The sequence below is a fragment of the Pseudomonas sp. LARHCG127 genome, assembly GCF_052871455.1.
This window is the reverse complement of sequence record NZ_JBIXJT010000008.1, coordinates 164146-186323: the sequence shown is the minus strand read 5'-3', so window position 1 is coordinate 186323 and position 22178 is coordinate 164146. Positions and strand designations below refer to the sequence as shown.

22 protein-coding genes and 1 other RNA gene are annotated in these 22178 nt (G+C 60.9%); 17 read left to right on the top strand and 6 right to left on the bottom strand.

Annotated elements, in window-relative coordinates; translation table 11 throughout:
- Positions 1–124 precede the first annotated feature (124 nt).
- A complete protein-coding gene (locus tag ACIPQ1_RS15670; protein WP_186705196.1) occupies positions 125–1021 on the bottom strand; it encodes a GlxA family transcriptional regulator in 897 nt (298 codons plus the stop codon).
- A gap of 244 nt (positions 1022–1265) precedes the next feature.
- Here ACIPQ1_RS15670 and ACIPQ1_RS15665 point away from each other — a divergent pair, with 244 nt between their 5' ends.
- Positions 1266–2402: an acyl-CoA dehydrogenase family protein gene (locus ACIPQ1_RS15665; RefSeq protein ID WP_186729577.1), complete on the top strand. Its 1137-nt coding sequence runs from the start codon at positions 1266–1268 to the stop codon at positions 2400–2402.
- A gap of 56 nt (positions 2403–2458) precedes the next feature.
- On the opposite strand, the gene ACIPQ1_RS15660 is transcribed toward ACIPQ1_RS15665, so the two are convergent.
- Entirely contained in the window at positions 2459–3499 is a 1041-nt protein-coding gene (locus tag ACIPQ1_RS15660) for an NADP(H)-dependent aldo-keto reductase (RefSeq protein WP_250962891.1), read from the bottom strand.
- A 245-nt stretch (positions 3500–3744) separates the two neighbouring features.
- Here ACIPQ1_RS15660 and rplM point away from each other — a divergent pair, with 245 nt between their 5' ends.
- The 7 genes from rplM (at position 3745) to ACIPQ1_RS15625 (ending at position 8622) form a co-directional block, all read left to right on the top strand.
- Positions 3745–4173 (top strand): 50S ribosomal protein L13, encoded by a 429-nt coding sequence (gene rplM / locus ACIPQ1_RS15655; RefSeq protein ID WP_003205365.1) that lies wholly within the window; start codon positions 3745–3747, stop codon positions 4171–4173.
- Between the two features lie 14 nt (positions 4174–4187).
- Positions 4188–4580, top strand: coding sequence for a 30S ribosomal protein S9 (gene rpsI / locus ACIPQ1_RS15650; RefSeq protein ID WP_003205364.1), 393 nt, complete (start codon positions 4188–4190; stop codon positions 4578–4580).
- Positions 4581–4836: 256 nt separating this feature from the next.
- Positions 4837–5430 carry a ubiquinol-cytochrome c reductase iron-sulfur subunit gene (gene petA, locus ACIPQ1_RS15645; protein ID WP_039591565.1) on the top strand — a complete coding sequence of 198 codons (594 nt, stop codon included), beginning with the start codon at positions 4837–4839 and terminating at the stop codon, positions 5428–5430.
- A complete protein-coding gene (locus ACIPQ1_RS15640) occupies positions 5430–6641 on the top strand; it encodes a cytochrome b (RefSeq protein ID WP_186705118.1) in 1212 nt (403 codons plus the stop codon). The genes petA and ACIPQ1_RS15640 overlap by 1 nt, the downstream gene beginning before the upstream one ends.
- Entirely contained in the window at positions 6641–7423 is a 783-nt protein-coding gene (locus ACIPQ1_RS15635; RefSeq protein ID WP_186729579.1) for a cytochrome c1, read from the top strand. The genes ACIPQ1_RS15640 and ACIPQ1_RS15635 overlap by 1 nt, the downstream gene beginning before the upstream one ends.
- 151 nt (positions 7424–7574) lie before the next feature.
- Positions 7575–8192, top strand: coding sequence for a glutathione S-transferase N-terminal domain-containing protein (locus ACIPQ1_RS15630; protein WP_003178195.1), 618 nt, complete (start codon positions 7575–7577; stop codon positions 8190–8192).
- A gap of 16 nt (positions 8193–8208) precedes the next feature.
- On the top strand, positions 8209–8622 hold the full coding sequence (locus tag ACIPQ1_RS15625; RefSeq protein ID WP_053124982.1) for a ClpXP protease specificity-enhancing factor: 414 nt from the start codon (positions 8209–8211) through the stop codon (positions 8620–8622).
- Positions 8623–9391: 769 nt separating this feature from the next.
- Here ACIPQ1_RS15625 and ACIPQ1_RS15620 read toward each other — a convergent pair.
- The 4 genes from ACIPQ1_RS15620 to ACIPQ1_RS15605 form a co-directional block, all read right to left on the bottom strand.
- Positions 9392–9970: a BON domain-containing protein gene (locus ACIPQ1_RS15620; RefSeq protein WP_030139689.1), complete on the bottom strand. Its 579-nt coding sequence runs from the start codon at positions 9968–9970 to the stop codon at positions 9392–9394.
- Entirely contained in the window at positions 9967–10560 is a 594-nt protein-coding gene (locus ACIPQ1_RS15615) for a phosphoheptose isomerase (RefSeq protein ID WP_007928463.1), read from the bottom strand. Before ACIPQ1_RS15615 ends, ACIPQ1_RS15620 begins: the two co-directional genes overlap by 4 nt.
- A 102-nt stretch (positions 10561–10662) precedes the next feature.
- The gene (locus tag ACIPQ1_RS15610) at positions 10663–11025 is read right to left on the bottom strand and encodes a YraN family protein (RefSeq protein ID WP_186705120.1); all 363 of its coding nucleotides are present in this window, start codon (positions 11023–11025) and stop codon (positions 10663–10665) included.
- Complete coding sequence (locus tag ACIPQ1_RS15605) at positions 11025–12836, bottom strand: penicillin-binding protein activator (protein WP_446534407.1); 1812 nt, start codon at positions 12834–12836, stop codon at positions 11025–11027. Before ACIPQ1_RS15605 ends, ACIPQ1_RS15610 begins: the two co-directional genes overlap by 1 nt.
- Positions 12837–13199: 363 nt before the next feature.
- Between ACIPQ1_RS15605 and rsmI the strand changes: the two genes are divergently transcribed.
- From rsmI to mraY, 9 genes are all read left to right on the top strand, one after another.
- Complete coding sequence (gene rsmI, locus ACIPQ1_RS15600) at positions 13200–14105, top strand: 16S rRNA (cytidine(1402)-2'-O)-methyltransferase (RefSeq protein WP_411385569.1); 906 nt, start codon at positions 13200–13202, stop codon at positions 14103–14105.
- Positions 14106–14179: 74 nt separating this feature from the next.
- Positions 14180–14533: RNase P RNA component class A (gene rnpB, locus ACIPQ1_RS15595), an RNA gene on the top strand.
- 308 nt (positions 14534–14841) lie between these two features.
- On the top strand, positions 14842–15297 hold the full coding sequence (gene mraZ, locus ACIPQ1_RS15590; RefSeq protein ID WP_003205355.1) for a division/cell wall cluster transcriptional repressor MraZ: 456 nt from the start codon (positions 14842–14844) through the stop codon (positions 15295–15297).
- A complete protein-coding gene (gene rsmH / locus ACIPQ1_RS15585; RefSeq protein ID WP_411385568.1) occupies positions 15294–16241 on the top strand; it encodes a 16S rRNA (cytosine(1402)-N(4))-methyltransferase RsmH in 948 nt (315 codons plus the stop codon). The genes mraZ and rsmH overlap by 4 nt, the downstream gene beginning before the upstream one ends.
- Positions 16238–16531, top strand: coding sequence for a cell division protein FtsL (ftsL, locus tag ACIPQ1_RS15580; protein WP_003178214.1), 294 nt, complete (start codon positions 16238–16240; stop codon positions 16529–16531). Before rsmH ends, ftsL begins: the two co-directional genes overlap by 4 nt.
- A complete protein-coding gene (locus ACIPQ1_RS15575) occupies positions 16531–18270 on the top strand; it encodes a peptidoglycan D,D-transpeptidase FtsI family protein (protein WP_446534442.1) in 1740 nt (579 codons plus the stop codon). The genes ftsL and ACIPQ1_RS15575 overlap by 1 nt, the downstream gene beginning before the upstream one ends.
- A complete protein-coding gene (locus ACIPQ1_RS15570; RefSeq protein WP_411385567.1) occupies positions 18270–19733 on the top strand; it encodes a UDP-N-acetylmuramoyl-L-alanyl-D-glutamate--2,6-diaminopimelate ligase in 1464 nt (487 codons plus the stop codon). The genes ACIPQ1_RS15575 and ACIPQ1_RS15570 overlap by 1 nt, the downstream gene beginning before the upstream one ends.
- Positions 19726–21093 carry a UDP-N-acetylmuramoyl-tripeptide--D-alanyl-D-alanine ligase gene (locus ACIPQ1_RS15565; RefSeq protein ID WP_411385566.1) on the top strand — a complete coding sequence of 456 codons (1368 nt, stop codon included), beginning with the start codon at positions 19726–19728 and terminating at the stop codon, positions 21091–21093. Before ACIPQ1_RS15570 ends, ACIPQ1_RS15565 begins: the two co-directional genes overlap by 8 nt.
- Positions 21093–22175, top strand: a complete 1083-nt coding sequence (gene mraY / locus ACIPQ1_RS15560) for a phospho-N-acetylmuramoyl-pentapeptide-transferase (protein WP_047228816.1) — start codon at positions 21093–21095, stop codon at positions 22173–22175. The genes ACIPQ1_RS15565 and mraY overlap by 1 nt, the downstream gene beginning before the upstream one ends.
- Positions 22176–22178: the final 3 nt, after the last annotated feature.

The window sequence follows — 22178 nt, the reverse complement described above, 5'->3', positions numbered from 1 at the left end:
CCGGGCCCGTGGGGGGGGGGCCCCCCCCCCCCCCCCCCGCGCGCCCCCACCCCCCCCCCCCCCCCCCCCCCCCCCCCCCCCCCCCCCCCCCCCGCTCCCACACTGGATTGTATTCAGCTCTGGTTCACGCCGCCTGCTGAAACTGCTGTCGATACTGGTTCGGCGACAGGTCGGTATGTTGCCGGAACAGTCGTGCGAAAAAGCTCGCGTCGTCGTAGCCGACTTCGTAGCTGATGGTCTTGATGCTCTTGCGGCTGCCGGAGAGCAGGCCCTTGGCGGTTTCGATCCGCAGCCGTTGCAGATAGTGCAGCGGTTTGTCGCCCGTGGCGGTCTGGAAGCGGCGCATGAAATTGCGGATGCTCATGCCATGTTCCCGGGCAACGTCCTCGAAGCGGAATTTATCGGCGAAGTGCTCTTCGAGCCATTGCTGGATCTGCAGGATGATCACGTCCTGGTGCAGTTTCTGCCCGCCGAAGCCGATCCGTCCTGGCGAATAGCTGCGTTGCACTTCATACAGGATGTCCCGCGCCACGGCCTGGGCCACGTTGGCGCCGCAGAAGCGTTCGATGAGGTAGATGTAGAGGTCGCAGGCTGAGGTCGTACCGCCAGCGCAGAACAGGTTGTCGGCGTCGGTCAGGTGTTTGTCCTGGTTCAGGTGCACCTGGGGGAAGCGCTCCTTGAAGGCATTGAAGAAGCGCCAGTAAGTGGTGGCTTCCTTGCCGTCGAGTAGCCCGGCCTCGGCCAGCCAGAACACCCCGGTGGCTTCGCCGCAGAGGACTGCGCCGCGAGCGTGTTGTTCGCGCAGCCAGGGCAAGACCTGGGGATAACGTTGGCAGAGGCCGGCGAAATCATCCCAGAAGGCTGGCAGGATGATGACGTCGGTATTTTCCAGGCCACCGTCCACCGGCATGATCACATCGCTGAAACTGTTCACCGGTTTGCCATCGGGGCTGACCAGCCGGGTTTCAAACGCCGGCGTCAGGCCGTGGCCCAGTTGTTTGCCATAGCGCAGGCTGGCCAGGTGGAAAAAATCCTTGGCTTGCATGAGGGTGGAGGCGAAGACCCGGTCGACTGCCAGGATGCTGACGCGCCGCAAGGGCGTGGAGGCGTGCATAGACATAATTCATCTTTATTTTTATAGGGGAAAGTGGTCAACAGACGGCTGGATCGTCTTATTTTTTGTCGGATGTGTCCAGTGTCCTGTCGTACGTCGCAGGCTTAGGCTCTGTCGGATAACCACGCCCAACAATAACCAAAGGTGCGCCATGATCCCAAGAACCCTGTTCAGTCCCGAGCACGAATTGTTTCGCGACAGCGTACGAACCTTCCTCGAAAAAGAAGCCGTGCCGTACCACAGTCAGTGGGAAAAACAGGGGCATGTCGATCGTCAACTCTGGAACAAAGCGGGGGAGGCGGGCATGTTGTGCTCGCACCTGCCAGAGGCCTATGGCGGGCTTGACGCGGATTTCCTCTACAGCACCGTGGTGATCGAGGAGATCGGCCGCCTGGGGCTGACGGGGATCGGCTTCTCGCTGCATTCCGACATCGTCGCGCCGTACATCCTGCATTACGGCAGCGAAGCGCTGAAACACAAGTACCTGCCGAAACTGGTGTCTGGCGAAATGGTCACGGCCATTGCCATGACCGAGCCGGGCGCCGGCTCCGACCTGCAAGGGGTGAAGACCACGGCGGTGCTCGACGGTGATGAATACGTCATCAACGGCTCGAAGACATTCATCACCAATGGCTTCCTGGCGGACCTGGTGATTGTGGTCGCCAAGACCGACCCCAAGGCCGGCGCCAAGGGCACCAGCCTGTTCCTGGTGGAGGCGGGCACCCCGGGCTTTGAAAAGGGCAAGCGCCTGGAGAAAGTCGGCATGAAGGCCCAGGACACGTCGGAACTGTTCTTCCAGGATGTCCGCGTGCCGAAGGAAAACCTGCTGGGGCAGGCCGGAATGGGCTTTGCCTACCTGATGCAAGAGCTGCCCCAGGAACGCCTGACCGTCGCCATCGGTGGCCTGGCTTCGGCCGAAGCGGCGCTGCAATGGACCCTGGACTACACCCGTGATCGCAAGGCGTTCGGCAAATCCATCGCCGACTTCCAGAACACCCGTTTCAAGCTCGCGGAAATGGCCACCGAAATCCAGATTGGCCGGGTCTTCGTCGACCGCTGCCTGGAGTTGCACCTGCAAGGCAAGCTGGACGTGCCGACGGCGGCGATGGCCAAGTACTGGGGCACCGACCTGCAATGCAAGGTGCTCGACGAGTGCGTGCAGTTGCATGGCGGCTACGGCTTCATGTGGGAATACCCAATTGCCCGGGCGTGGGCGGATGCGCGGGTGCAGCGGATCTATGCCGGGACCAATGAAATCATGAAGGAGATCATTGCGCGGTCGCTTTGATAAGGGGGTGGGTTTGAGTCGGCTATCGCGAGCTTGCTCGCGATGAGGCCTATGGATCAGGGCGCCGGGTTCGGCTGATCCTTGTGAATCGCCTCGATCCCCGCCAGCACTTCATCCGACAGCTTCAGATCGAAGCTGGCGATGTTGCTGTCCAGTTGCTCCAGCGTGGTGGCGCCGATGATGTTGCTGGTCACGAACGGCTGCTGGGTGACGAACGCCAGGGCCATCTGCGCCGGGTCCAGGCCGTGCTCACGGGCCAGGGCGACATAACGGCTGCAGGCGGCCTCCGACTGCGGGTTGAAGTAACGCATGAAGCGGCTGTAAAGGGTCAGGCGGCCCTTGGCGGGCCGTGCGCCGTTTTCGTATTTGCCCGACAGGAAGCCGAACGCCAGTGGCGAATAAGCCAGCAGTCCACATTGTTCGCGAATGGCGATTTCCGACAGGCCGATCTCGAAGCTGCGGTTGAGCAGGTTGTACGGGTTCTGGATCGACACCGCCCGCGGCCAGCCACGGGCCTCGGCCAGGGCGAGGAATTTCATGGTGCCCCAGGGCGTTTCGTTGGACAGGCCGATGTGGCGGATCTTGCCGGCGCGGACCTGCTCGTCCAGGGCTTCGAGGGTTTCCTCCAGCGGGGTGAACGTTTCGTCGGCCTTGTGCTGGTAGCCCAGTTGACCAAAGAAGTTGGTGCTGCGCTCGGGCCAATGCAGCTGGTAGAGATCGATCCAGTCGGTCTGCAGGCGCTTGAGGCTGGCGTCCACCGCTTCGACGATGTGGCGGCGGTTGTGCTTGAGGTTCTTGTCGCGGATGTAGTCGATGGTGTTGCCGGGGCCGGCGATCTTGCTCGCCAGGATCCAGTCGGCACGGTCGCCACGGCTCTTGAAGTAATTGCCGATGTAGCGCTCGGTGGTGGCGTAGGTATCGGCCTTGGGGGGGACCGGGTACATCTCGGCGGTGTCGATGAAATTGATGCCGGCACCCTTGGCGCGTTCGATCTGGGCGAAGGCCTCTGCCTCGCTGTTCTGCTCACCCCAGGTCATGGTGCCGAGGCACAGGGCGCTGACATTCAGATCGGTACGGCCTAGCTGGCGATAGTCCATCGGGAACTCCTCGGGCAAAACAATCATAAAAGCAGGTTGAAATATTTTTCGCAATCTGCATAATTGCGCACCTCTTTCTGCAGTGGAAGTGATGCGCCGCCGCCGAAGAATCTTGCCGTTGAACGGACGCGCCGACCCGAGCCCCCGAAAGCGTCTGTATCCGGCTGCCTTTGACTTGTCAAAGTACGCACTATTCAGTAAGATCCGCCGTCTAATTTACAGGGCGGCCCCTGAGGCTATAAAGAATGAAAACTTTTACTGCTAAACCGGAAACAGTAAAGCGCGACTGGTTTGTCGTCGACGCTGCTGGTCAGACCCTGGGTCGTCTGGCCACCGAAATCGCGAGCCGTCTGCGTGGCAAGCACAAGCCTGAGTACACCCCTCACGTTGACACCGGTGACTACATCGTCGTGATCAACGCTGAGCAAGTACGTGTTACTGGCGCTAAAACCACTGACAAAATGTACTACTCCCACTCCGGTTTTCCTGGCGGCATCAAGTCGATCAACTTCGAAAAGCTGATCGCCAAAGCCCCTGAGCGCGTGATCGAGACCGCGGTTAAAGGCATGCTGCCTAAGAACCCACTGGGTCGCGACATGTATCGTAAGCTGAAGGTTTATGCGGGCGCTGCTCACCCTCATACTGCTCAGCAGCCCCAAGAACTGAAGTTTTAACGGAATAGTTCATTATGTCGGCGACTCAAAATTACGGCACTGGCCGTCGCAAGACTGCAACCGCACGCGTTTTCCTGCGTCCGGGCACTGGTAACATCTCCATCAACAACCGCTCCCTGGATAACTTCTTCGGCCGCGAAACTGCCCGCATGGTAGTTCGTCAGCCGCTGGAACTGACCGAGACCGTCGAAAAATTCGACATCTACGTCACTGTTATCGGTGGTGGTGTAAGTGGTCAAGCTGGCGCAATCCGCCACGGCATCACTCGCGCCCTGATGGATTACGACGAGACTCTGCGTGGTGCTCTGCGCAAAGCCGGCTTCGTAACTCGCGATGCTCGCGAAGTTGAACGTAAGAAAGTCGGTCTGCGTAAAGCGCGTAAGCGTCCGCAGTACTCGAAGCGTTAATTTCGCTTCCGCTTTCAAAAGGCGCCCAGTTCCTCACGGAGCTGGGCGTTTTTTTATGGGCAAAAGAATTGCTCTGTGACAACTTGCCACATTCGTAGAGCCCCTATACTACAAGGCTTGGCGGTTTGGCCGCTTGGTAATTACCTTGTCAGAATTGGGGCTTTTCATTACCATTCGGCAAAATTTTTATAAGTTCAGATTTTTACTTAGTAGACGCCTGATCTAACAGGCCACAAAGCTGATGGGAGAGGACTGAATGAGCAATGACGGCGTGAATGCAGGCCGGCGTCGCTTCCTGGTAGCAGCCACATCCGTGGTGGGTGCTGCAGGAGCGGTGGGGGCTGCGGTCCCGTTCGTGGGGTCATGGTTTCCCAGCGCCAAGGCGAAAGCCGCAGGTGCACCGGTGAAAGTGAATGTCAGCAAGATCGAGCCAGGCCAGCAGATGATTGCTGAGTGGCGCGGCCAGCCGGTGTTCATCGTCCGCCGTACAGAGGAAATCCTGGGGAATCTGAAAAAGATCGAGGGTCAGTTGTCCGACCCGTCCTCCAAGAACTCGGTCCAACCGGAATACGTCAACCCTGAAACGCGTTCGATCAAGCCAGAGGTTCTGCTGCTGATCGGTATCTGCACGCACCTGGGTTGCTCGCCAACGTTCCGTCCTGAAGTGGCCCCTGCCGATCTGGGCAAGGACTGGGTCGGTGGCTATTTCTGCCCTTGCCACGGCTCCCACTACGACCTGGCCGGTCGCGTCTACAAATCGCAGCCTGCACCTCTGAACCTGCCAGTTCCCCCGCATTCCTATGAGACCGATGACATCATTGTCGTTGGCGTCGATACGGAGAAAGCGTGATGAGCAAACTTATGGATTGGGTTGATGCGCGCTTTCCCGCGACCAAGATGTGGGAAGACCATCTCAGCAAGTATTACGCTCCGAAGAACTTCAACTTCTTCTACTTCTTTGGCTCCCTGGCGCTGCTCGTTCTGGTCAACCAGATCGTCACCGGTGTCTGGCTGACCATGAGCTACACGCCGTCGGCGGAAGAGGCGTTCGCCTCCGTCGAATACATCATGCGCGACGTCGAGTACGGCTCGATCCTGCGCCTGCTGCACTCCACTGGCGCTTCGGCGTTCTTCATCGTGGTCTACCTGCACATGTTCCGTGGCTTGCTCTACGGTTCGTACCAGAAGCCCCGTGAGCTGGTGTGGGTCTTCGGCATGCTGATCTACCTGGCACTGATGGCCGAGGCCTTCATGGGTTACCTGCTGCCGTGGGGCCAGATGTCCTACTGGGGTGCCCAGGTGATCATCTCGCTGTTCGGTGCGATCCCGGTCATCGGCGACGACCTGACCCAATGGATCCGTGGTGACTACCTGATCTCGGGCATCACCTTGAACCGCTTTTTCGCCTTGCATGTCGTGGCCCTGCCGATCGTGATCCTCGGCCTGGTGGTGCTGCACATCCTCGCGCTGCACGAAGTCGGTTCGAACAACCCCGACGGCGTGGATATCAAGAAGCACAAGGACGAGAACGGCGTACCGCTGGATGGCATCGCCTTCCACCCGTACTACACCGTGAAAGACATCGTCGGCGTGGTGGTCTTCCTGTTCATCTTCTGCTCCATCGTGTTCTTCTTCCCGGAAATGGGCGGTTACTTCCTCGAGAAGCCGAACTTCGAGCAGGCGAACGCGTTCAAGACCCCTGAGCACATTGCCCCGGTCTGGTACTTCACGCCGTTCTACGCGATCCTGCGGGCGATCCCGGACAAGCTGCTGGGTGTTATCGCCATGGGCGCGGCCATCGCCGTGCTGTTCGTCCTGCCGTGGCTGGACCGCAGCCCCGTCAAGTCGATGCGCTACAAAGGCTGGCTGAGCAAGATATGGCTCGTGGTGTTCTGCGTCTCGTTCGTGATCCTGGGCGTGCTGGGCGTATTGGCACCGACACCGGGCCGGACGCTGCTGTCGCAGGTCTGCACCTTCCTGTATTTCGCCTACTTCATTTTGATGCCGTTCTACACCAGGCTCGAGAAGACCAAACCGGTTCCGGAAAGGGTGACTGGCTGATGAAAAAGCTATTTGCTGTACTGATTCTTGCTGCTATGCCTGTACTGTCCTTCGCGGCTGAACACGGTGGTCCGGAGCTCGAAAAAGTCGACATCGACGTTTCCGACAAAGCGGCCATGCAGGACGGCGCCCGTACGTTCGCCAACTACTGCATGGGTTGCCACAGTGCCAAGTTCCAGCGCTACGAGCGTGTTGCCGATGACCTGGGCATCCCTCATGAGCTGATGCTCGAGAAGCTGGTGTTCACCGGTGCCAAGCTGGGTGACCACATGAACATCGGCATGCAGCCGGCGGACGCCAAGACCTGGTTCGGCGCCGCGCCGCCGGACCTGACGCTGGTTGCCCGTGTGCGTGGCACCGACTGGCTTTACGGCTACCTGCGCTCGTTCTACGAAGATCCTTCGCGTCCATGGGGCGTGAACAACAAGGTCTTCCCGAACGTCGGCATGCCTAACGTTCTGGTCGGCCTCCAGGGTCGCCAGGTGGTAGGCTGCAAACAGGTCCAGATCGTTGAAGACGGTAAAAAGCAATTCGATCCGCTGACCGGCTCCGCGTTGACTCACGAAGCTTGCGACCAGCTGACCGTATTGCCGAACACCGGCAGCCTGACCCCGGAGCAGTTTGACGAGAAGGTCAAGAACCTGGTGACCTTCCTGGCCTACTCGGCCAACCCGGTGAAGCTGGAACATCAGCGCATTGGTACCTATGTATTGCTGTACCTGGCGTTCTTCTTCGTATTCGCTTACCTGCTCAAGCGTGAATACTGGAAAGACGTGCATTGATAAAGCTGTAAGCCATTGCTGTTAATCGTGCGCGCCCAAGGGCGTCTCTGAAAATGTAACGAGCCTGGCCAGCCAGGTGTTACGGGAGGCGCCCTCTGGGCGCGCTCGCTTTTCCGTTTTTCGATAATTTCAACAAGCGAGGAGGATCGCCATGGGCGTGACCAATCGGTTGGCCTGTTACTCCGACCCCGCCGACCACTATTCCCACCGGGTACGCATCGTACTGGCAGAGAAGGGTGTCAGCGCCGAGATCATTTACGTCGAAGCGGGCCGTCAGCCGCCGAAGCTGATCGAGGTGAACCCTTACGGCAGCCTGCCCACACTGGTCGATCGTGACCTGGCGTTGTGGGAGTCGACTGTGGTGATGGAATATCTGGATGAGCGTTATCCGCATCCACCTTTACTGCCGGTTTATCCTGTCGCGCGTGCCAACAGCCGTTTGCTGATCCATCGCATCCAGCGTGACTGGTGCGGGTTGGTGGACTTGATCCTGGATTCCCGGACCAAGGAGCCGGCGCGGGTCGTGGCACGCAAGGAATTGCGTGAAAGCCTGACAGGCGTATCGCCGCTGTTCGTCGACAAGCCGTTTTTCCTCAGTGAGGAACAAAGTCTGGTGGATTGCTGCCTATTGCCCATACTCTGGCGTTTGCCGATTCTGGGTATCGAACTGCCGCGGCCTGCCAAGCCGCTGCTTGATTATATGGAGCGCCAATTTGCGCGTGAGGCATTCCAGGCGAGTCTGTCTGGTGTCGAACGCGACATGCGCTAAGGCTTAGGGAGCCGCTATGAACTCCAGTCGACCTTATCTGGTCCGCGCGCTCTACGAGTGGATTGTGGACAACGATTGCACCCCGCACATGCTGGTCAACGCCGAGTTTCCGTCGGTGCAGGTGCCGCAGGGTTTTGCCAATGACGGGCAGATTGTCCTGAACGTGTCGCCAGCCGCCGTGCGTCACTTGCACATGGATAACGATGCTGTCAGTTTCGAAGGGCGCTTCGGTGGTGTGCCGCATACCCTGTACGTGCCTGTTGCTGCGATCCTGGGCATTTATGCCCGGGAGAATGGCCAGGGCATGGTGTTCGAGCTGGAAGCGCCGCTGGACGGTGAGGAAGAGTTCGAGCCGGATGATGATTTGCCGCCACCGGATGACGAGCCGCCGCGTCCTAGCGGGCGGCCGAGTTTGAAAGTGGTGAAGTAGGTTGCCGATAAGTGCCAGTCACTGGTTGGGCGAAAGCCTGCAACTTGGTTAAGAAAATGCCTGTGTCGTGAGATGCGGGCATTTTTTTGTGTCGTGGTTTTGTGTGCATATTCGTTTCTGCGGTAACGCGTGCTTATGGTTCCGCTCTTGCAACCATCCCTTTCAAGGTCCTGTGGGAGCGGGCTTGCTCGCGAAGAGGCCGGCAAGCCCAGCATCCATTTGACTGAACCACCGCCATCGCGAGCAAGCTCGCTCCCACATTCAATCTCCAGTGGGCACAAAATTCATATCCAACACAGAACCCCTGTGGGAGCGAGCTTGCTCGCGAAGAGGCCGGCAAGCCCAACATCCATTTGACTGAACCACCGCCATCGCGAGCAGGCTCGCTCCCACATTCAATCTCCAGTGGACACAAAATTCATATCCAATACAGAACCCCTGTGGGAGCGAGCTTGCTCGCGATGAGGCCAGTAAACCAACATCCATGTGACTGAGCCATCGCCTTCGCGGCGGCCCACGGAGCAATGCCTTCGTTCAGGCATGCCGAGCCCTGGCGAGGCACCGAGTGGTGAGGCAGAAGCGCTTTGGTTACTTTCGACTGGGCCGGCTTCCGGGCTTTTCGAAAGTGACCCGCCGCCAGGGCGGAACCCTAAGCGGCCGTTACCGCAGCAATGGATATACACACCGATCAACCAGCCCCAAAACGAAGCCATAAAAAAACGGCGCCTTCCTTTCCAGGAAAAGCGCCGTTCGTGTACCAGCATCTATATCAGTCAATATACTCAAACAACTTCACAATCTTCTGCACTCCAGACACACCCTGCACCAGATTAGTCGCCTGCGCCGCTTCCTGCTTGGTCAGCAACCCCAGCAAATACACGATGCCATTCTCAGTCACAACCTTGATGCGCGAACCAGGAATGCTGGCGTCGGTGAGCATCTGCGTCTTGATCTTGGTGGTCAGCCAGGCATCGTTCTGGCGCGCCAGCAGCGAAGAAGGTTGCAGAACCTGAAGCTCGTTATGCACGGTCTTGACCCGCTGCACGGCGCTGGCTTCTTGTTCGGCCTTGGCCTTGAGGTCGGCACGTGGGGTCTGGCCGGCCAGCAAGACAACGCCGTTGAAGCTGGTGACGACGATGTGCGAGTTGTTGTCCAGGTCCGGATCGGCCTTGGCGATGTTCACGCCGACCTTGGTTTCAATCAGGGAGTCGTCGATCTTGCTGCCGAAGGTGCGGGTGCCGCGGTCATCTTCAATCGGCTTTTCCCGGCTGGCGTTAACCACCGATGTGCAGCCGCTGATGCCGAGGCACAGGGTCAGGGCCAGAAGGCCTAGGCGATTAGGGGTCATTCTTCACTCCCGAACAGTTGGCTGTCGATCAAGTCGCAAAGGCAGTGGATCGCCAGCAGGTGGACTTCCTGGATACGTGCAGTGACATTGGCCGGTACGCGGATCTCGACGTCTTCGGGCAATAGCAGTGACGCCATGCCGCCGCCGTCACGACCGGTCAATGCTACGACAATCATTTCGCGATCATGTGCGGCCTGGATCGCTTGAATAATGTTGGCCGAGTTGCCGCTGGTGGAAATCGCCAGCAGGACATCGCCGGGTTGGCCCAGGGCGCGGATCTGTTTGGAGAAGACTTCGTTGTAGCTGTAGTCGTTGGCGATCGAGGTAATCGTCGAGCTGTCGGTGGTCAGGGCGATTGCCGGCAGGCTCGGGCGTTCGCGCTCGAAGCGGTTGAGCAATTCCGAGGAAAAATGCTGGGCGTCGCCGGCCGAGCCGCCGTTGCCGCACGAAAGCATCTTGCCCTCGTTGAGCAAGGCGTTGACCATCACTTGGCTGGCTTGCTCGATGTGCGGTGCAAGTACGTCCATCGCCTGTTGCTTGGTGTCGATACTGGCCTGAAAAAGCTGGCGAATTCGCGATTGCATGTCCATCTGTGTGACCTTAAGTAGCGCGACTTATCGGCACAAACATGTGCGGCGCGCAAAGCAAAGAGCAAAAAAGTTAGGTGAAGGTGTCCGGCTCGGCATGGGCGCTCAACTGTCGAAGGCGTTCTGCAGCCAGTTCAACTGGTCGGCGTTACTGTCGATGGCAACCACGTCGAAGCGGCAGGGATGATCGGCCCAGCGAGACTCGCGTTGCAGGAAGTACTGCGCGGCGAAAATCAGCTTTTGGCGCTTGCGCCCGTCAATGCTGTCGAGCGCGCCACCCCATTGGGTATTTTTTCTGTAGCGGACTTCGACGAATACTACTGTATCGCCGTCAAGCATGACCAGATCAAGCTCGCCGCGTTTGCACAACCAGTTCTGCGCCAGCAGCCGCAGGCCGTGTTGCTCGAGATGCGCGAGGGCCTGGCCCTCGGCATCCCGTCCGCTTTGCTGGCGTGATCGGTCAGGCATTAGCGCTGGGTGTCCGGCAGGCGCTGCACCTGGCCGTTGACGAACTCGGCCCAGGGCAGTTGACGCTGTACGCGCTGGGTGGGAGACACGGCCAGGCTGCCCGACAGGCCTTCGATGCGGCTGTCCGGCAACGTCTTGAGCTGGCCCAGGCGCGGCGCCAGGCGATAGGCGTCCGCCCCCATCGCGTACAACCGACCCAGGCTGCCACCCGCCTGGGGCCACTGCGCGGTGACCTGCTTGCGCAGCGGGTCATTGGCGTCGAGCAGCCAGGGGGTTTCACAGAAGCGGATGCCGCTCATGTCGTTGTACTGGTTCTGGTCGCCGCTGGCGCTGAACACCGAGGACGTTGCGTAGACCGGCACGTCGCCGGCGTACTGGAAGTTCAGGGTCGGCTTGATCTGCTGGGCCTGCTGCGGTGTCGAGGCGAGGAAGATGAACTCGATATCCTGGCGACGGGACGGCTGGGCCGCGACCGTGGTGCCGACGGTGTTTTGCAGGCTCTTGGCGCGACCTTCACTCTGGCGCAACTGGAACATGTCGGCGATCTGCTGGGCCAGCTGGACCGGCTGGTCGACACGTTCGATGGCGACGATGGTGCCGCCGTTGGCCTGCCAGTCCTGGCTGAAGGCCTTGAGCACGCGATCGCCCCATTCGCCCTTCGGCACCATGGCGGCGGCGCGGTGCAGGCCATCGGCACGGGCGCGACGGGATACTTCGCGGGCTTCATCCTCAGGTGCCAGGCCGAACTGGAACAGTTGCGGTGGCCCTTGTTCGCCTTCGCTGTAGTTCAGTGCCAGGGTGGTGATCGGCAATTGCGGGCGGGTGCTGATCTGCTTGACCAGCGGTTTTTCCAGCGGGCCGATGACCAGTTGCACGCCGTCGGCCTGGGCCTTGCGATAGAACTCGTCCATGGAGGTCAGGCTGGCGCTGTCATAGAACTGGATGCTTGGCGGCGTCTGCCCGGCCTGCTGGGCCTGGTAGTGGGCAGCCATGAAGCCCTCGCGCAAGGCCTTGGCAACCGCGGCCAACTGGCCACTCTGTGGCAGCAGCAGGGCGATCTTGCTCAATGGCTGGCTGGCCAGTTCCTTGAGCTTGACCAGGGGTGTCGGCAGTTGCAGGGCGGCAGGGTGCTTCGGGTTCTGTTCGCGCCAGTGGTCGATGGCCGCCTGCTGCTGTTCCAGGGTGCCAGCGGTCTTGACGACTTGGGCCAGGCTCAGCCAGCCGCCGAGATCGTCGTTGGAGGTTGGCTGCAACTGGTCGGTGGGCAGCGAGGCGATCAGCGACCAGATGGCTTCATGGTTTTTCGCTGCGGCGTCGTTCTCCAGCAGGGGCGCAATGAAGATGCGCTCCTTGGCGGCGGCCAGGGTCTGGCCATCGGCTTCGAGGGCGCGGGCACGGACGGTGCCGGTGCGGACCTGCTGCTCCACCGGCATTTCGCTCAGGTGTTGCAGGCTTGGATGACTCAGGGCGGTCAGCGCAGCCTTGGGCTGGTTGCGGGTCATCGCCAGTTCAGCCGACAGCGTGCTGGCGAAAATCTGCTGGCCGGGCTTGAGTTGCTCCATCGGCACTTGTTGCAGGATCTGTGCGGACTGGCCGGCATTGCCCTGGCGGTAGGCCAGGTCCGCGGCGCTCAGGCGCAGCAGGGCGGCCTTTTCCGGGGTTTTGCTTTGGGTGGCCTGTTCGAGCAGTTGCTCGATACTGGCATCCGGGGTCCGTGGAAGTTCGCCAAGGCTGGACGAGGGCGAGCTGGCGCAAGCCGCCAGGAGGGCAGCGAGGCAAAGGGCGGAGAGCAGCCGCAGGCAAGCGATCATGTAAGTGTTCCTGATACGAGATCAAATTAGCGTCGAATTGTACCCAAGCACTGGCCGGGGCGCGATGTTAGTGGCGTGAATCGATCAATTTAGGTATTTCAAAGAGTGCGGCGCAGCACAAAAGACGCTGGTCGCTCCGCAATATTGCCTTTGTGGCGAGGGAGCTTGCTCCCGCTGGGCTGCGTAGCAGCCCTAAGCCATTCAATACGCTACATCAATGTGGCTGGCAGATTTTTACGACTGCTGCGCAGCCGAGCGGGAGCAAGCTCCCTCGCCACAAGGGCTTGTGCAACCTTCTAGTGAGAGGTGGCGCCTCGGGGTGCCAGGTACTGCGAACAGCCGAGACTGCCTCTACACGCTACAATGGCGGTTTTTACCGATCATGAGGTGCGCGTTTTGACTGCTCCAGGTGCTTTGAATTCCGCTGCCGGCTCGCTTTATGTGGTGGCGACGCCCATCGGCAACCTGGACGATATCAGTGCCCGGGCGCTGAAAATCCTGCAGGAGGTCGCGCTGATCGCGGCTGAAGACACGCGCCACTCCCAGCGCCTGCTGCAACATTTCGGCATTTCCACGCCGTTGGCGGCCTGTCATGAACACAATGAGCGGGACGAAGGCAGTCGTTTCATCACCCGGCTGTTGGCGGGTGATAACGTCGCGTTGATTTCCGATGCCGGTACGCCGCTGATTTCCGACCCCGGCTACCATCTGGTGCGCCAGGCCCGCGCGGCTGGCATCAATGTGGTGCCTGTGCCGGGGGCTTGCGCATTGATCGCGGCGCTGTCGGCGGCAGGCCTGCCGTCGGACCGTTTCATTTTCGAGGGTTTCCTGCCGGCCAAGGCGGTAGGGCGGCGGGCGCGCCTGGAAGCTATAAAGGAAGAACCGCGCACGCTGATCTTTTATGAGGCGCCGCACCGCATCCTCGAATGCCTGCAAGACATGGAGCTGGTGTTCGGCCCCGAGCGCCAGGCGCTGCTGGCCCGGGAGTTGACCAAGACCTTTGAAACCCTCAAGGGCCTGCCCTTGGCCGAGTTGCGCGCCTTCGTCGAAAGCGACAGCAACCAGCAGCGCGGTGAGTGCGTCGTGCTGGTGGCAGGCTGGACACCGCCGCAAAACGAGGACGCTGTCAGCAGCGAGGCGATGCGCGTCCTGAACCTGCTGCTCGAGGAAATGCCCCTCAAGCGCGCCGCGGCCCTTGCGGCGCAGATCACCGGCGAGCGCAAGAATGTGCTGTATCAGGTCGCACTGGAAAAACAGAAAGACCAGTGAAACCGGGACACGGTGCTGGCCCGGGGCTTTTAGCGCTTGTTCTTCAAGCGCTCTACCGTTAACCTTCGCGGCGGAGAGTCGATCGGACAGTCGCTGCCCTCTATGAAAATTAGAGGGGGGAGGAAAGTCCGGGCTCCATAGGGCGAAGTGCCAGGTAATGCCTGGGAGGCGTGAGCCTACGGAAAGTGCCACAGAAAATAACCGCCTAAGCGTTTCGGCGCCGGTAAGGGTGAAAAGGTGCGGTAAGAGCGCACCGCACGGCTGGCAACAGTTCGTGGCTAGGTAAACCCCACTTGGAGCAAGACCAAATAGGGTCCCAAGGCGTGGCCCGCGCTGGGACCGGGTAGGTTGCTAAAGATGTCCAGTGATGGCCATCGTAGACGAATGACTGTTCAAGACAGAACCCGGCTTACAGATCGACTCTCCACCTTTTCCCTTCCTGCCGGAATCACTGGCAGATGCAGTTCCTAATACCAAAAAAATCTTACTCTTAACAAATCACTTTAACTTGTGCGCGCAGTCCCCTGTGCAGCCTCAGGTTGAAGCGCCTTTTCCTACGTCAGATTCTTGTTACCCCTCCTGAAACGCTCCTAAATCTCCGATCTATAAGGCTTTTCCTTCATTCCGCGCCTTGACGGTGCGGTGGGCGCATTCCTATAGTGTGCGCAAGTGGCGGAAAGTGGCATGAAGTGGGTTTTTTTGAAGGTAAAACGCCAAAAAGTGGAGAAACGCAGACGTGTTTCGCGGAGCTAACGCTATCAGTCTCGATGCAAAAGGCCGGCTCGCCATGCCCAGCCGGTATCGTGACGAGCTCGTTTCGCGAAGTTCGGGGCAATTAATCGTCACAATCGACGCTGTTGACCCATGTTTGTGTGTCTACCCCTTGGATGAGTGGGAAATCATCGAAACCAAACTGCGCGCACTGCCTTCGCTGCGTGAAGAAAACCGCCGCCTGCAACGCTTGCTGATCGGTAATGCCGTCGACCTCGAGCTCGATGGCAGCGGTCGTTTCCTGGTGCCGCCGCGCCTGCGCGAGTACGCCAAGCTGGACAAGCGCGCGATGCTGGTGGGCCAACTGAACAAGTTCCAACTGTGGGACGAAGATGCCTGGAATGCGGTTTCTGCCGCTGACCTCGCTGCTATTCAACAACCGGGCGCCATGCCTGATGAACTGCGTGATTTGATCCTGTGACTATTGATAGCGGCTTTAACCACATCACCGTACTGCTTGACGAAGCCGTCGAGGCTCTCGCCGTACGTCCTGATGGCTGCTATCTGGACGGCACGTTCGGGCGTGGCGGGCACAGCCGGCTGATTCTCAGCCAGCTCGGTCCGGACGGTCGGTTGCTGGGGTTCGACAAGGATCCTCAAGCGATTGCCACCGGGCAAGCGCTGGCGGCCGAAGACGGCCGCTTTGTCGTTGTGCAGCGCAGCTTTGCCGAGTTGGGCGCGGAAGTCGCCGAGCGTGGCCTGGCGGGCAAGGTCAGTGGCGTGCTGCTCGACCTGGGCGTGTCGTCGCCGCAACTGGACGACCCGGAGCGCGGCTTCAGTTTCCTCAATGACGGTCCGTTGGACATGCGCATGGATCCGTCCCGTGGCATCAGCGCCGCCGAATTCGTCAACACCGCCCCGGTGGAAGAAATCGCCCGTGTCTTCAAGGAATACGGCGAAGAGCGTTTCTCCGGCCGCATGGCCCGTGCCGTGGTCGAACGCCGCGACGTCAAGCCCTTCGAGCGTACCGGCGACCTGGCCGAAGTGCTGAAAGTGGCCAACCCGGCCTGGGAGAAGGGCAAGAACCCGGCGACCCGTGCTTTCCAGGGCTTGCGCATCCACGTCAATAACGAGCTGGGCGATCTGGAAGTTGGTCTCGAAGCAGCGCTTGAGGCGCTGGAGATCGGCGGTCGGCTGGTGGTGATCAGCTTCCATTCCCTGGAAGACCGCATCGTCAAGCTGTTCATGCGCAAGCTCACCAAGGGCGAAGCCGATAACCTGCCGCGCAACCTGCCGGTGCGTTTCGAAGCCTTCGTACCGAAAATCAAGATCCATGGCAAAGCGCAGTTCGCCTCCGACGCCGAACTCAAGGCCAACCCACGTGCCCGTAGCGCCGTCATGCGTGTCGCGGAGAAGTTGCGGTGAGCAAGCTCTTCGCCAAGCCCCTGCCTGGCGGCAGCTTTTTCATGCTGCTGCTGTTTATCGGCGTGCTCGTGTCGGCCATCGCCGTGTCCTATAGCGCGCACTGGAACCGGCAGTTGCTCAACACCCTCTACAACGAACTGAGCGTGCGCGACAAGGCGCAGGCCGAGTGGGGCCGGTTGATCCTGGAGCAAAGCACCTGGACCGCCCATAGCCGTATCGAAGTACTGGCCACCGAACAGCTGAAAATGCGCATTCCCGGCGCCGCCGAAGTGCAAATGGTGGCGCCATGATGAAACTCGAAGGGGCGCTGTTCCCGTGGCGGTTTCGTCTGGTCCTGGGCTTGCTCGGGATCATGGTGGCGGCGATTTCGTGGCGCATCATCGACCTGCAGGTCATCGACCGTGACTTCCTCAAGGGGCAGGGCGACGCTCGCAGTGTGCGTCATATTCCGATTCCGGCGCACCGTGGCCTGATCACCGACCGCAACGGCGAACCCCTGGCCGTGAGTACCCCGGTGACCACCTTGTGGGCCAACGCCAAGGAAATGCAGCAAGCCAAGGAAAAATGGCCGGCCTTGGCCGCCGCCCTCGGGCAGGACCCCAAGGCCTTGGCCGAGCGTCTTGAAGCCCAAGCCAATAAGGAATTCATCTACCTGGTGCGCGGGTTGACGCCCGAGCAAGGCCAGGGCGTGCTCGACCTGAAAGTGCCCGGTGTCTACGGCATCGAAGAATTCCGGCGTTTCTACCCGGCCGGTGAAGTTACCGCCCACATGGTCGGGTTTACCGACATCGATGATCGAGGGCGCGAAGGGGTCGAGCTGGCCTATGACGAATGGCTCGCCGGGGTCGCCGGCAAGCGCCAGGTCATCAAGGATCGGCGCGGCAGGCTGATCAAGGATGTCCAAGTCACCAAAAACGCCAAGGCCGGCAAGCCCTTGGCGTTGTCCATTGACCTGCGCCTGCAATACCTGGCCAACCGCGAGCTGCGCAACGCCATCGTCGAGAACGGTGCCAAGGCCGGCAGCCTGGTGATCATGGACGTGAAGACCGGCGAGATCCTGGCGATGGTCAACCAGCCGACCTACAACCCGAACAACCGCCGCAACCTGCAACCGGCGATGATGCGCAACCGCGCGATGATCGACGTGTTCGAGCCGGGTTCGACCATGAAAGCCGTGTCCATGGCTGCCGCCCTGGAAACCGGGCGCTGGAAACCGAGCGACACCGTCGAGGTCTACCCGGGCACCTTGCAGATCGGCAAGTACACCATCCGTGACGTGTCCAAGACTGAAGGCCCGGTGCTCGACCTGACCGGCATCCTGATCAACTCCAGTAACGTCGGCATGAGCAAGATCGCCTTCGATATCGGCGGCGAGACGATTTATCGCCTGGCCCAGAAAATCGGCCTCGGCCAGGACACCGGCCTGGGCTTCCCGGGCGAGCGTGTCGGCAACCTGCCGAACTACCGTGACTGGCGCAAGGCTGAGACCGCCACGTTGTCCTATGGCTACGGCGTTTCCGTGACCGCGATCCAGTTGGTCCACGCGTTTTCCGCGCTGGCGAACAACGGGCGCATGGCACCGCTGACCCTGATCAAGACTGACAAGCCACCGCAAGCCACCCAGGTGATCCCGGAAAACGTCGCCAAGACCATGCAGGGCATGCTGCAACAGGTGATCGAGGCGCCGCGTGGTGTCTACCGCGCCCAGGTGCCGGCCTATCACGTGGCAGGCAAGTCGGGTACGGCCCGCAAAACCTCCGTGGGCACCAAAGGCTACGCCGAGAATTCCTACCGTTCGCTGTTCGCCGGCTTCGGCCCGATGAGCGACCCACGCTACGCCATCGTCGTGGTCATCGACGAACCGAGCAAGGCGGGCTACTTCGGTGGCCTGGTCTCGGCGCCGGTGTTCAGCAAAGTGATGTCCGGCACCCTGCGCCTGATGAACGTTACCCCGGATAACCTGCCGCCGACCCAGCAGGCCAATACCGCACCGGTCATTCCCTTGAAAGCCGAAGGAGGGCGTGGCTGATGTCCCTGAGCCTGAACAAGATTTTTGCCCACGCCGGTCACGATCTGCTGATTCGTGAATTGGCCCTGGACAGCCGCAATGTACGTGCCGGGGACTTGTTCCTGGCGGTGCCGGGCGCCCGTGTCGATGGTCGCGACCATATCGCCGACGCCCTGAAGCGCGGCGCGGCTGCCGTGGCGTATGAAGTGCAAGGCGCGACCGTGCTGCCGATCACTGACGTGCCGCTGATTCCGGTCAAGGGCCTGGCGGCGCAGCTGTCGGACATCGCCGGACGGTTCTATGGCGACCCGAGCCGCCACCTGAACCTGGTGGGCGTGACCGGCACCAACGGCAAGACCAGCGTGACCCAACTGGTGGCCCAGGCCTTGGACCTGCTCGGCCAGCATTGCGGCATTGTCGGCACCTTGGGCAACGGTTTTCATGGCGCGCTGGAAAGCGGCCTGCACACCACGCCGAACCCGATTGCCGTGCAAGCGACCCTGGCGGACTTGAAGAAGGCCGGTGCCAAGGCCGTTGCGATGGAGGTCTCGTCCCATGGCCTGGACCAGGGGCGTGTGACGGCGCTGGCGTTCGACGTCGCGGTGTTGACCAACCTGTCCCGCGACCACCTGGACTACCACGGCACCATGCAGGCCTACGGCGAAGCCAAGGCCAAGCTGTTTGCCTGGAGTGACTTGAAATGCCGGGTCATCAATCTCGACGACGAGTTCGGCCGGCAACTGGCCGCCGACAAGCGCGAGTCCCGGTTGATCACCTATAGCCTGGAAGATACCAGCGCCTACCTTTATATACGCCAGGCGCAGTTCGACGATGAAGGCGTGCGCGCCACACTGGTCACGCCCCAGGGCGAGCACCATCTGCGCAGCACCTTGCTCGGCCGCTTCAACCTGAGCAACGTATTGGCGGCCATCGGCGCCTTGCTCGGCCTGGACTACGCGCTGGACGAAATCCTCAAGGTGTTGCCAAGACTTGAAGGGCCGGCCGGGCGCATGCAGCGCCTCGGCGGCGGGGCCCAACCGTTGGTGGTGGTCGATTACGCCCATACCCCCGACGCGTTGGAAAAAGTCCTCACGGCCTTGCGTCCTCACGCCAAGGGCCGGCTGCTGTGCCTGTTCGGCTGCGGCGGCGATCGCGATCGCGGCAAGCGCCCGTTGATGGCAGAAGTGGTGGAGCGTCTGGCGGACGGCGTGCTGGTCACCGATGACAACCCGCGCAGCGAAGACCCGCTGCGGATCTTCGACGACATCCGCGCCGGTTTTACCGCTGTGGATAACGTCACCTTCGTCGCTGGTCGCGGCCAGGCCATTGCCCAGTTGATCGCCAGCGCCTCGGCGGACGATGTCATCGTCCTGGCCGGCAAGGGTCACGAGGACTATCAGGAAATCAACGGCGAACGCCATGGGTTCTCCGATCTGGTGGAAGCCGATCACGCCCTGACCGCGTGGGAGGTGGCCCATGCTTAAGGCCCTGAAACTCAGCGAGCTGACCAACGCCCTGAATGCGCGCCTCATTTCTGCGGACGCCACCTTCAGCGGCGTGAGCATCGACAGCCGGGCGATCGCGCCGGGGCAATTGTTCGTCGCCCTGACCGGTCCGCGTTTCGACGGCCACGATTACTTGAACGAGGTCGCGGGCAAAGGTGCGGTCGCCGCATTGGTCGAGCGGGAAGTGAGCAACAGCACGTTGCCGCAATTGCTCGTCAGCGACACTCGCCAGGCCCTGGGCCAGCTCGGTGCGCTGAACCGCGCAGCGTATGGCAACCCGGTCGCGGCCATTACCGGTTCCAGCGGCAAGACCACGGTCAAGGAAATGCTTGCCAGCATCCTGCGCACTCGTGGTGCGGTGCTGGCGACCCGTGGCAACCTGAACAACGACCTCGGTGTGCCCCTGACCTTGCTGGAACTGGCACCGGAACACAGCGCCGCCGTCATTGAATTGGGGGCTTCGCGGCTCGGCGAGATCGCCTACACCGTGGCCATGACCAAGCCCCACGTGGCGGTGCTCAACAACGCCGGGACCGCCCACGTCGGCGAGTTCGGCGGCCCGGAAAAAATCGTCGAGGCCAAGGGCGAGATCATCGAAGGGCTGGATGCCAATGGCGTCGCCGTGCTGAATCTCGACGACAAGGCCTTCGAAATCTGGAAGACCCGGGCGGGGGAGCGCAAGGTGCTGAGCTTTGCCCTGAGCAACCTCGCCGCGAATTTCTACGCCAGCGACCTGGACCGTGATGCCCGCGGTTGCCCGGCCTTTAACCTGCACAGCCCCGACGGTGCCGAGCGGGTCCAATTGAACCTGCTGGGCACCCATAACGTCGCCAACGCCCTGGCCGCCGCAGCTGCCGCCCATGCCCTGGGCGTGTCGCTGCCGGGCATCGTTGCCGGGCTGAACGCCGTGCAGCCGGTCAAGGGGCGCTCTGTCGCGCAACTGGCCAGCAACGGCATGCGCGTGATCGACGACACCTATAACGCCAACCCGTCGTCCATGTGCGCGGCGGTGGATATCCTCGCCGGTTTCTCCGGCCGTACCGTGCTGGTGCTGGGGGATATCGGCGAGTTGGGCGAATGGGCGCAACAGGGACATCACGATGTCGGTGCCTATGCGCGCGGCAAGGTCGATGCGCTGTATGCGGTCGGTCCGATGATGGCCCATGCAGTCGCCGCGTTTGGCGAGCACGCACGGCATTTCACTACTCAAGCCGAATTGATCCAGGCCCTGGGCGCCGAGCAGGACCCGAACACCACCTTATTGATCAAGGGTTCACGCAGCGCAGCGATGGAAAACATCGTCGCGGCGCTGTGCGGCACCACCACGGAGAAACATTAATGCTGCTGCTGCTAGCGGAGTACCTGCAACAGTTCCACAAAGGCTTCGCGGTCTTCCAGTACCTGACCCTGCGCGGGATCCTGGGTGTGCTGACCGCGTTGTCGTTGTCGCTGTTCCTGGGCCCGTGGATGATCCGCACCCTGCAGAACCTGCAGATCGGCCAGTCGGTCCGTAACGACGGTCCGCAATCGCACCTGTCCAAATCCGGTACGCCGACCATGGGGGGCGCGCTGATCCTGTCGTCCATTGGCATCAGTACCGTGCTGTGGGCTGATTTGGCGAACCGTTATGTCTGGGTTGTGCTGTTGGTGACGTTGCTGTTCGGCGCCATCGGCTGGGTCGACGACTACCGCAAGGTCATCGAGAAGAACTCCCGTGGGCTGCCAAGCCGCTGGAAGTATTTCTGGCAATCGGTGTTCGGCCTTGGCGCGGCGATCTTCCTTTATATGACCGCCGCCTCGCCGGTGGAAACCACCCTGATCCTGCCGATGCTCAAGGACTACAGCATTCCGCTGGGCGCTGGTTTCATCGTATTGACCTACCTGGTGATCGTCGGTTCGAGCAACGCGGTCAATCTCACCGACGGCCTCGACGGCCTGGCGATCATGCCCACGGTCATGGTCGGCGGCGCCCTGGGGATCTTCTGCTACCTGTCGGGTAACGTGAAGTTCGCCGAATACCTGCTGATCCCGTATGTGCCGGGCGCGGGTGAATTGATTGTGTTCTGCGGTGCGCTGATCGGTGCCGGACTGGGCTTCCTGTGGTTCAACACCTACCCGGCGCAAGTCTTCATGGGCGACGTCGGCGCGCTGGCGCTGGGCGCGGCCCTGGGCACCATCGCCGTGATCGTTCGCCAGGAAATCGTCCTGTTCATTATGGGCGGTGTGTTCGTGATGGAGACCCTGTCAGTCGTCATTCAGGTTGCCTCCTTTAAATTGACCGGCCGCCGCGTATTCCGCATGGCGCCGATCCACCACCACTTTGAACTCAAGGGCTGGCCCGAGCCACGCGTGATCGTCCGTTTCTGGATCATCACCGTGATCCTGGTGCTGGTCGGCCTTGCCACCCTGAAGCTGAGGTAGAAC

Excerpts from the sequence above, each read along its gene's own strand:
- ACIPQ1_RS15620 (WP_030139689.1), bottom strand. The coding sequence starts at position 9,970 with ATGACCCCTAATCGCCTAGGCCTTCTGGCCCTGACCCTGTGCCTCGGC.
- ACIPQ1_RS15630 (WP_003178195.1), top strand. The coding sequence starts at position 7,575 with ATGGGCGTGACCAATCGGTTGGCCTGTTACTCCGACCCCGCCGACCAC.
- ACIPQ1_RS15605 (WP_446534407.1), bottom strand. The coding sequence starts at position 12,836 with ATGATCGCTTGCCTGCGGCTGCTCTCCGCCCTTTGCCTCGCTGCCCTC.
- ACIPQ1_RS15665 (WP_186729577.1), top strand. The coding sequence starts at position 1,266 with ATGATCCCAAGAACCCTGTTCAGTCCCGAGCACGAATTGTTTCGCGAC.
- ACIPQ1_RS15635 (WP_186729579.1), top strand. The coding sequence starts at position 6,641 with ATGAAAAAGCTATTTGCTGTACTGATTCTTGCTGCTATGCCTGTACTG.
- ACIPQ1_RS15570 (WP_411385567.1), top strand. The coding sequence starts at position 18,270 with ATGTCCCTGAGCCTGAACAAGATTTTTGCCCACGCCGGTCACGATCTG.
- ACIPQ1_RS15610 (WP_186705120.1), bottom strand. The coding sequence starts at position 11,025 with ATGCCTGACCGATCACGCCAGCAAAGCGGACGGGATGCCGAGGGCCAG.
- rsmI (WP_411385569.1), top strand. The coding sequence starts at position 13,200 with ATGGCGGTTTTTACCGATCATGAGGTGCGCGTTTTGACTGCTCCAGGT.
- ACIPQ1_RS15640 (WP_186705118.1), top strand. The coding sequence starts at position 5,430 with ATGAGCAAACTTATGGATTGGGTTGATGCGCGCTTTCCCGCGACCAAG.
- ACIPQ1_RS15575 (WP_446534442.1), top strand. The coding sequence starts at position 16,531 with ATGAAACTCGAAGGGGCGCTGTTCCCGTGGCGGTTTCGTCTGGTCCTG.
- ACIPQ1_RS15615 (WP_007928463.1), bottom strand. The coding sequence starts at position 10,560 with ATGGACATGCAATCGCGAATTCGCCAGCTTTTTCAGGCCAGTATCGAC.
- mraY (WP_047228816.1), top strand. The coding sequence starts at position 21,093 with ATGCTGCTGCTGCTAGCGGAGTACCTGCAACAGTTCCACAAAGGCTTC.
- ACIPQ1_RS15660 (WP_250962891.1), bottom strand. The coding sequence starts at position 3,499 with ATGGACTATCGCCAGCTAGGCCGTACCGATCTGAATGTCAGCGCCCTG.
- ACIPQ1_RS15625 (WP_053124982.1), top strand. The coding sequence starts at position 8,209 with ATGAACTCCAGTCGACCTTATCTGGTCCGCGCGCTCTACGAGTGGATT.
- rplM (WP_003205365.1), top strand. The coding sequence starts at position 3,745 with ATGAAAACTTTTACTGCTAAACCGGAAACAGTAAAGCGCGACTGGTTT.
- ACIPQ1_RS15565 (WP_411385566.1), top strand. The coding sequence starts at position 19,726 with ATGCTTAAGGCCCTGAAACTCAGCGAGCTGACCAACGCCCTGAATGCG.
- rpsI (WP_003205364.1), top strand. The coding sequence starts at position 4,188 with ATGTCGGCGACTCAAAATTACGGCACTGGCCGTCGCAAGACTGCAACC.
- petA (WP_039591565.1), top strand. The coding sequence starts at position 4,837 with ATGAGCAATGACGGCGTGAATGCAGGCCGGCGTCGCTTCCTGGTAGCA.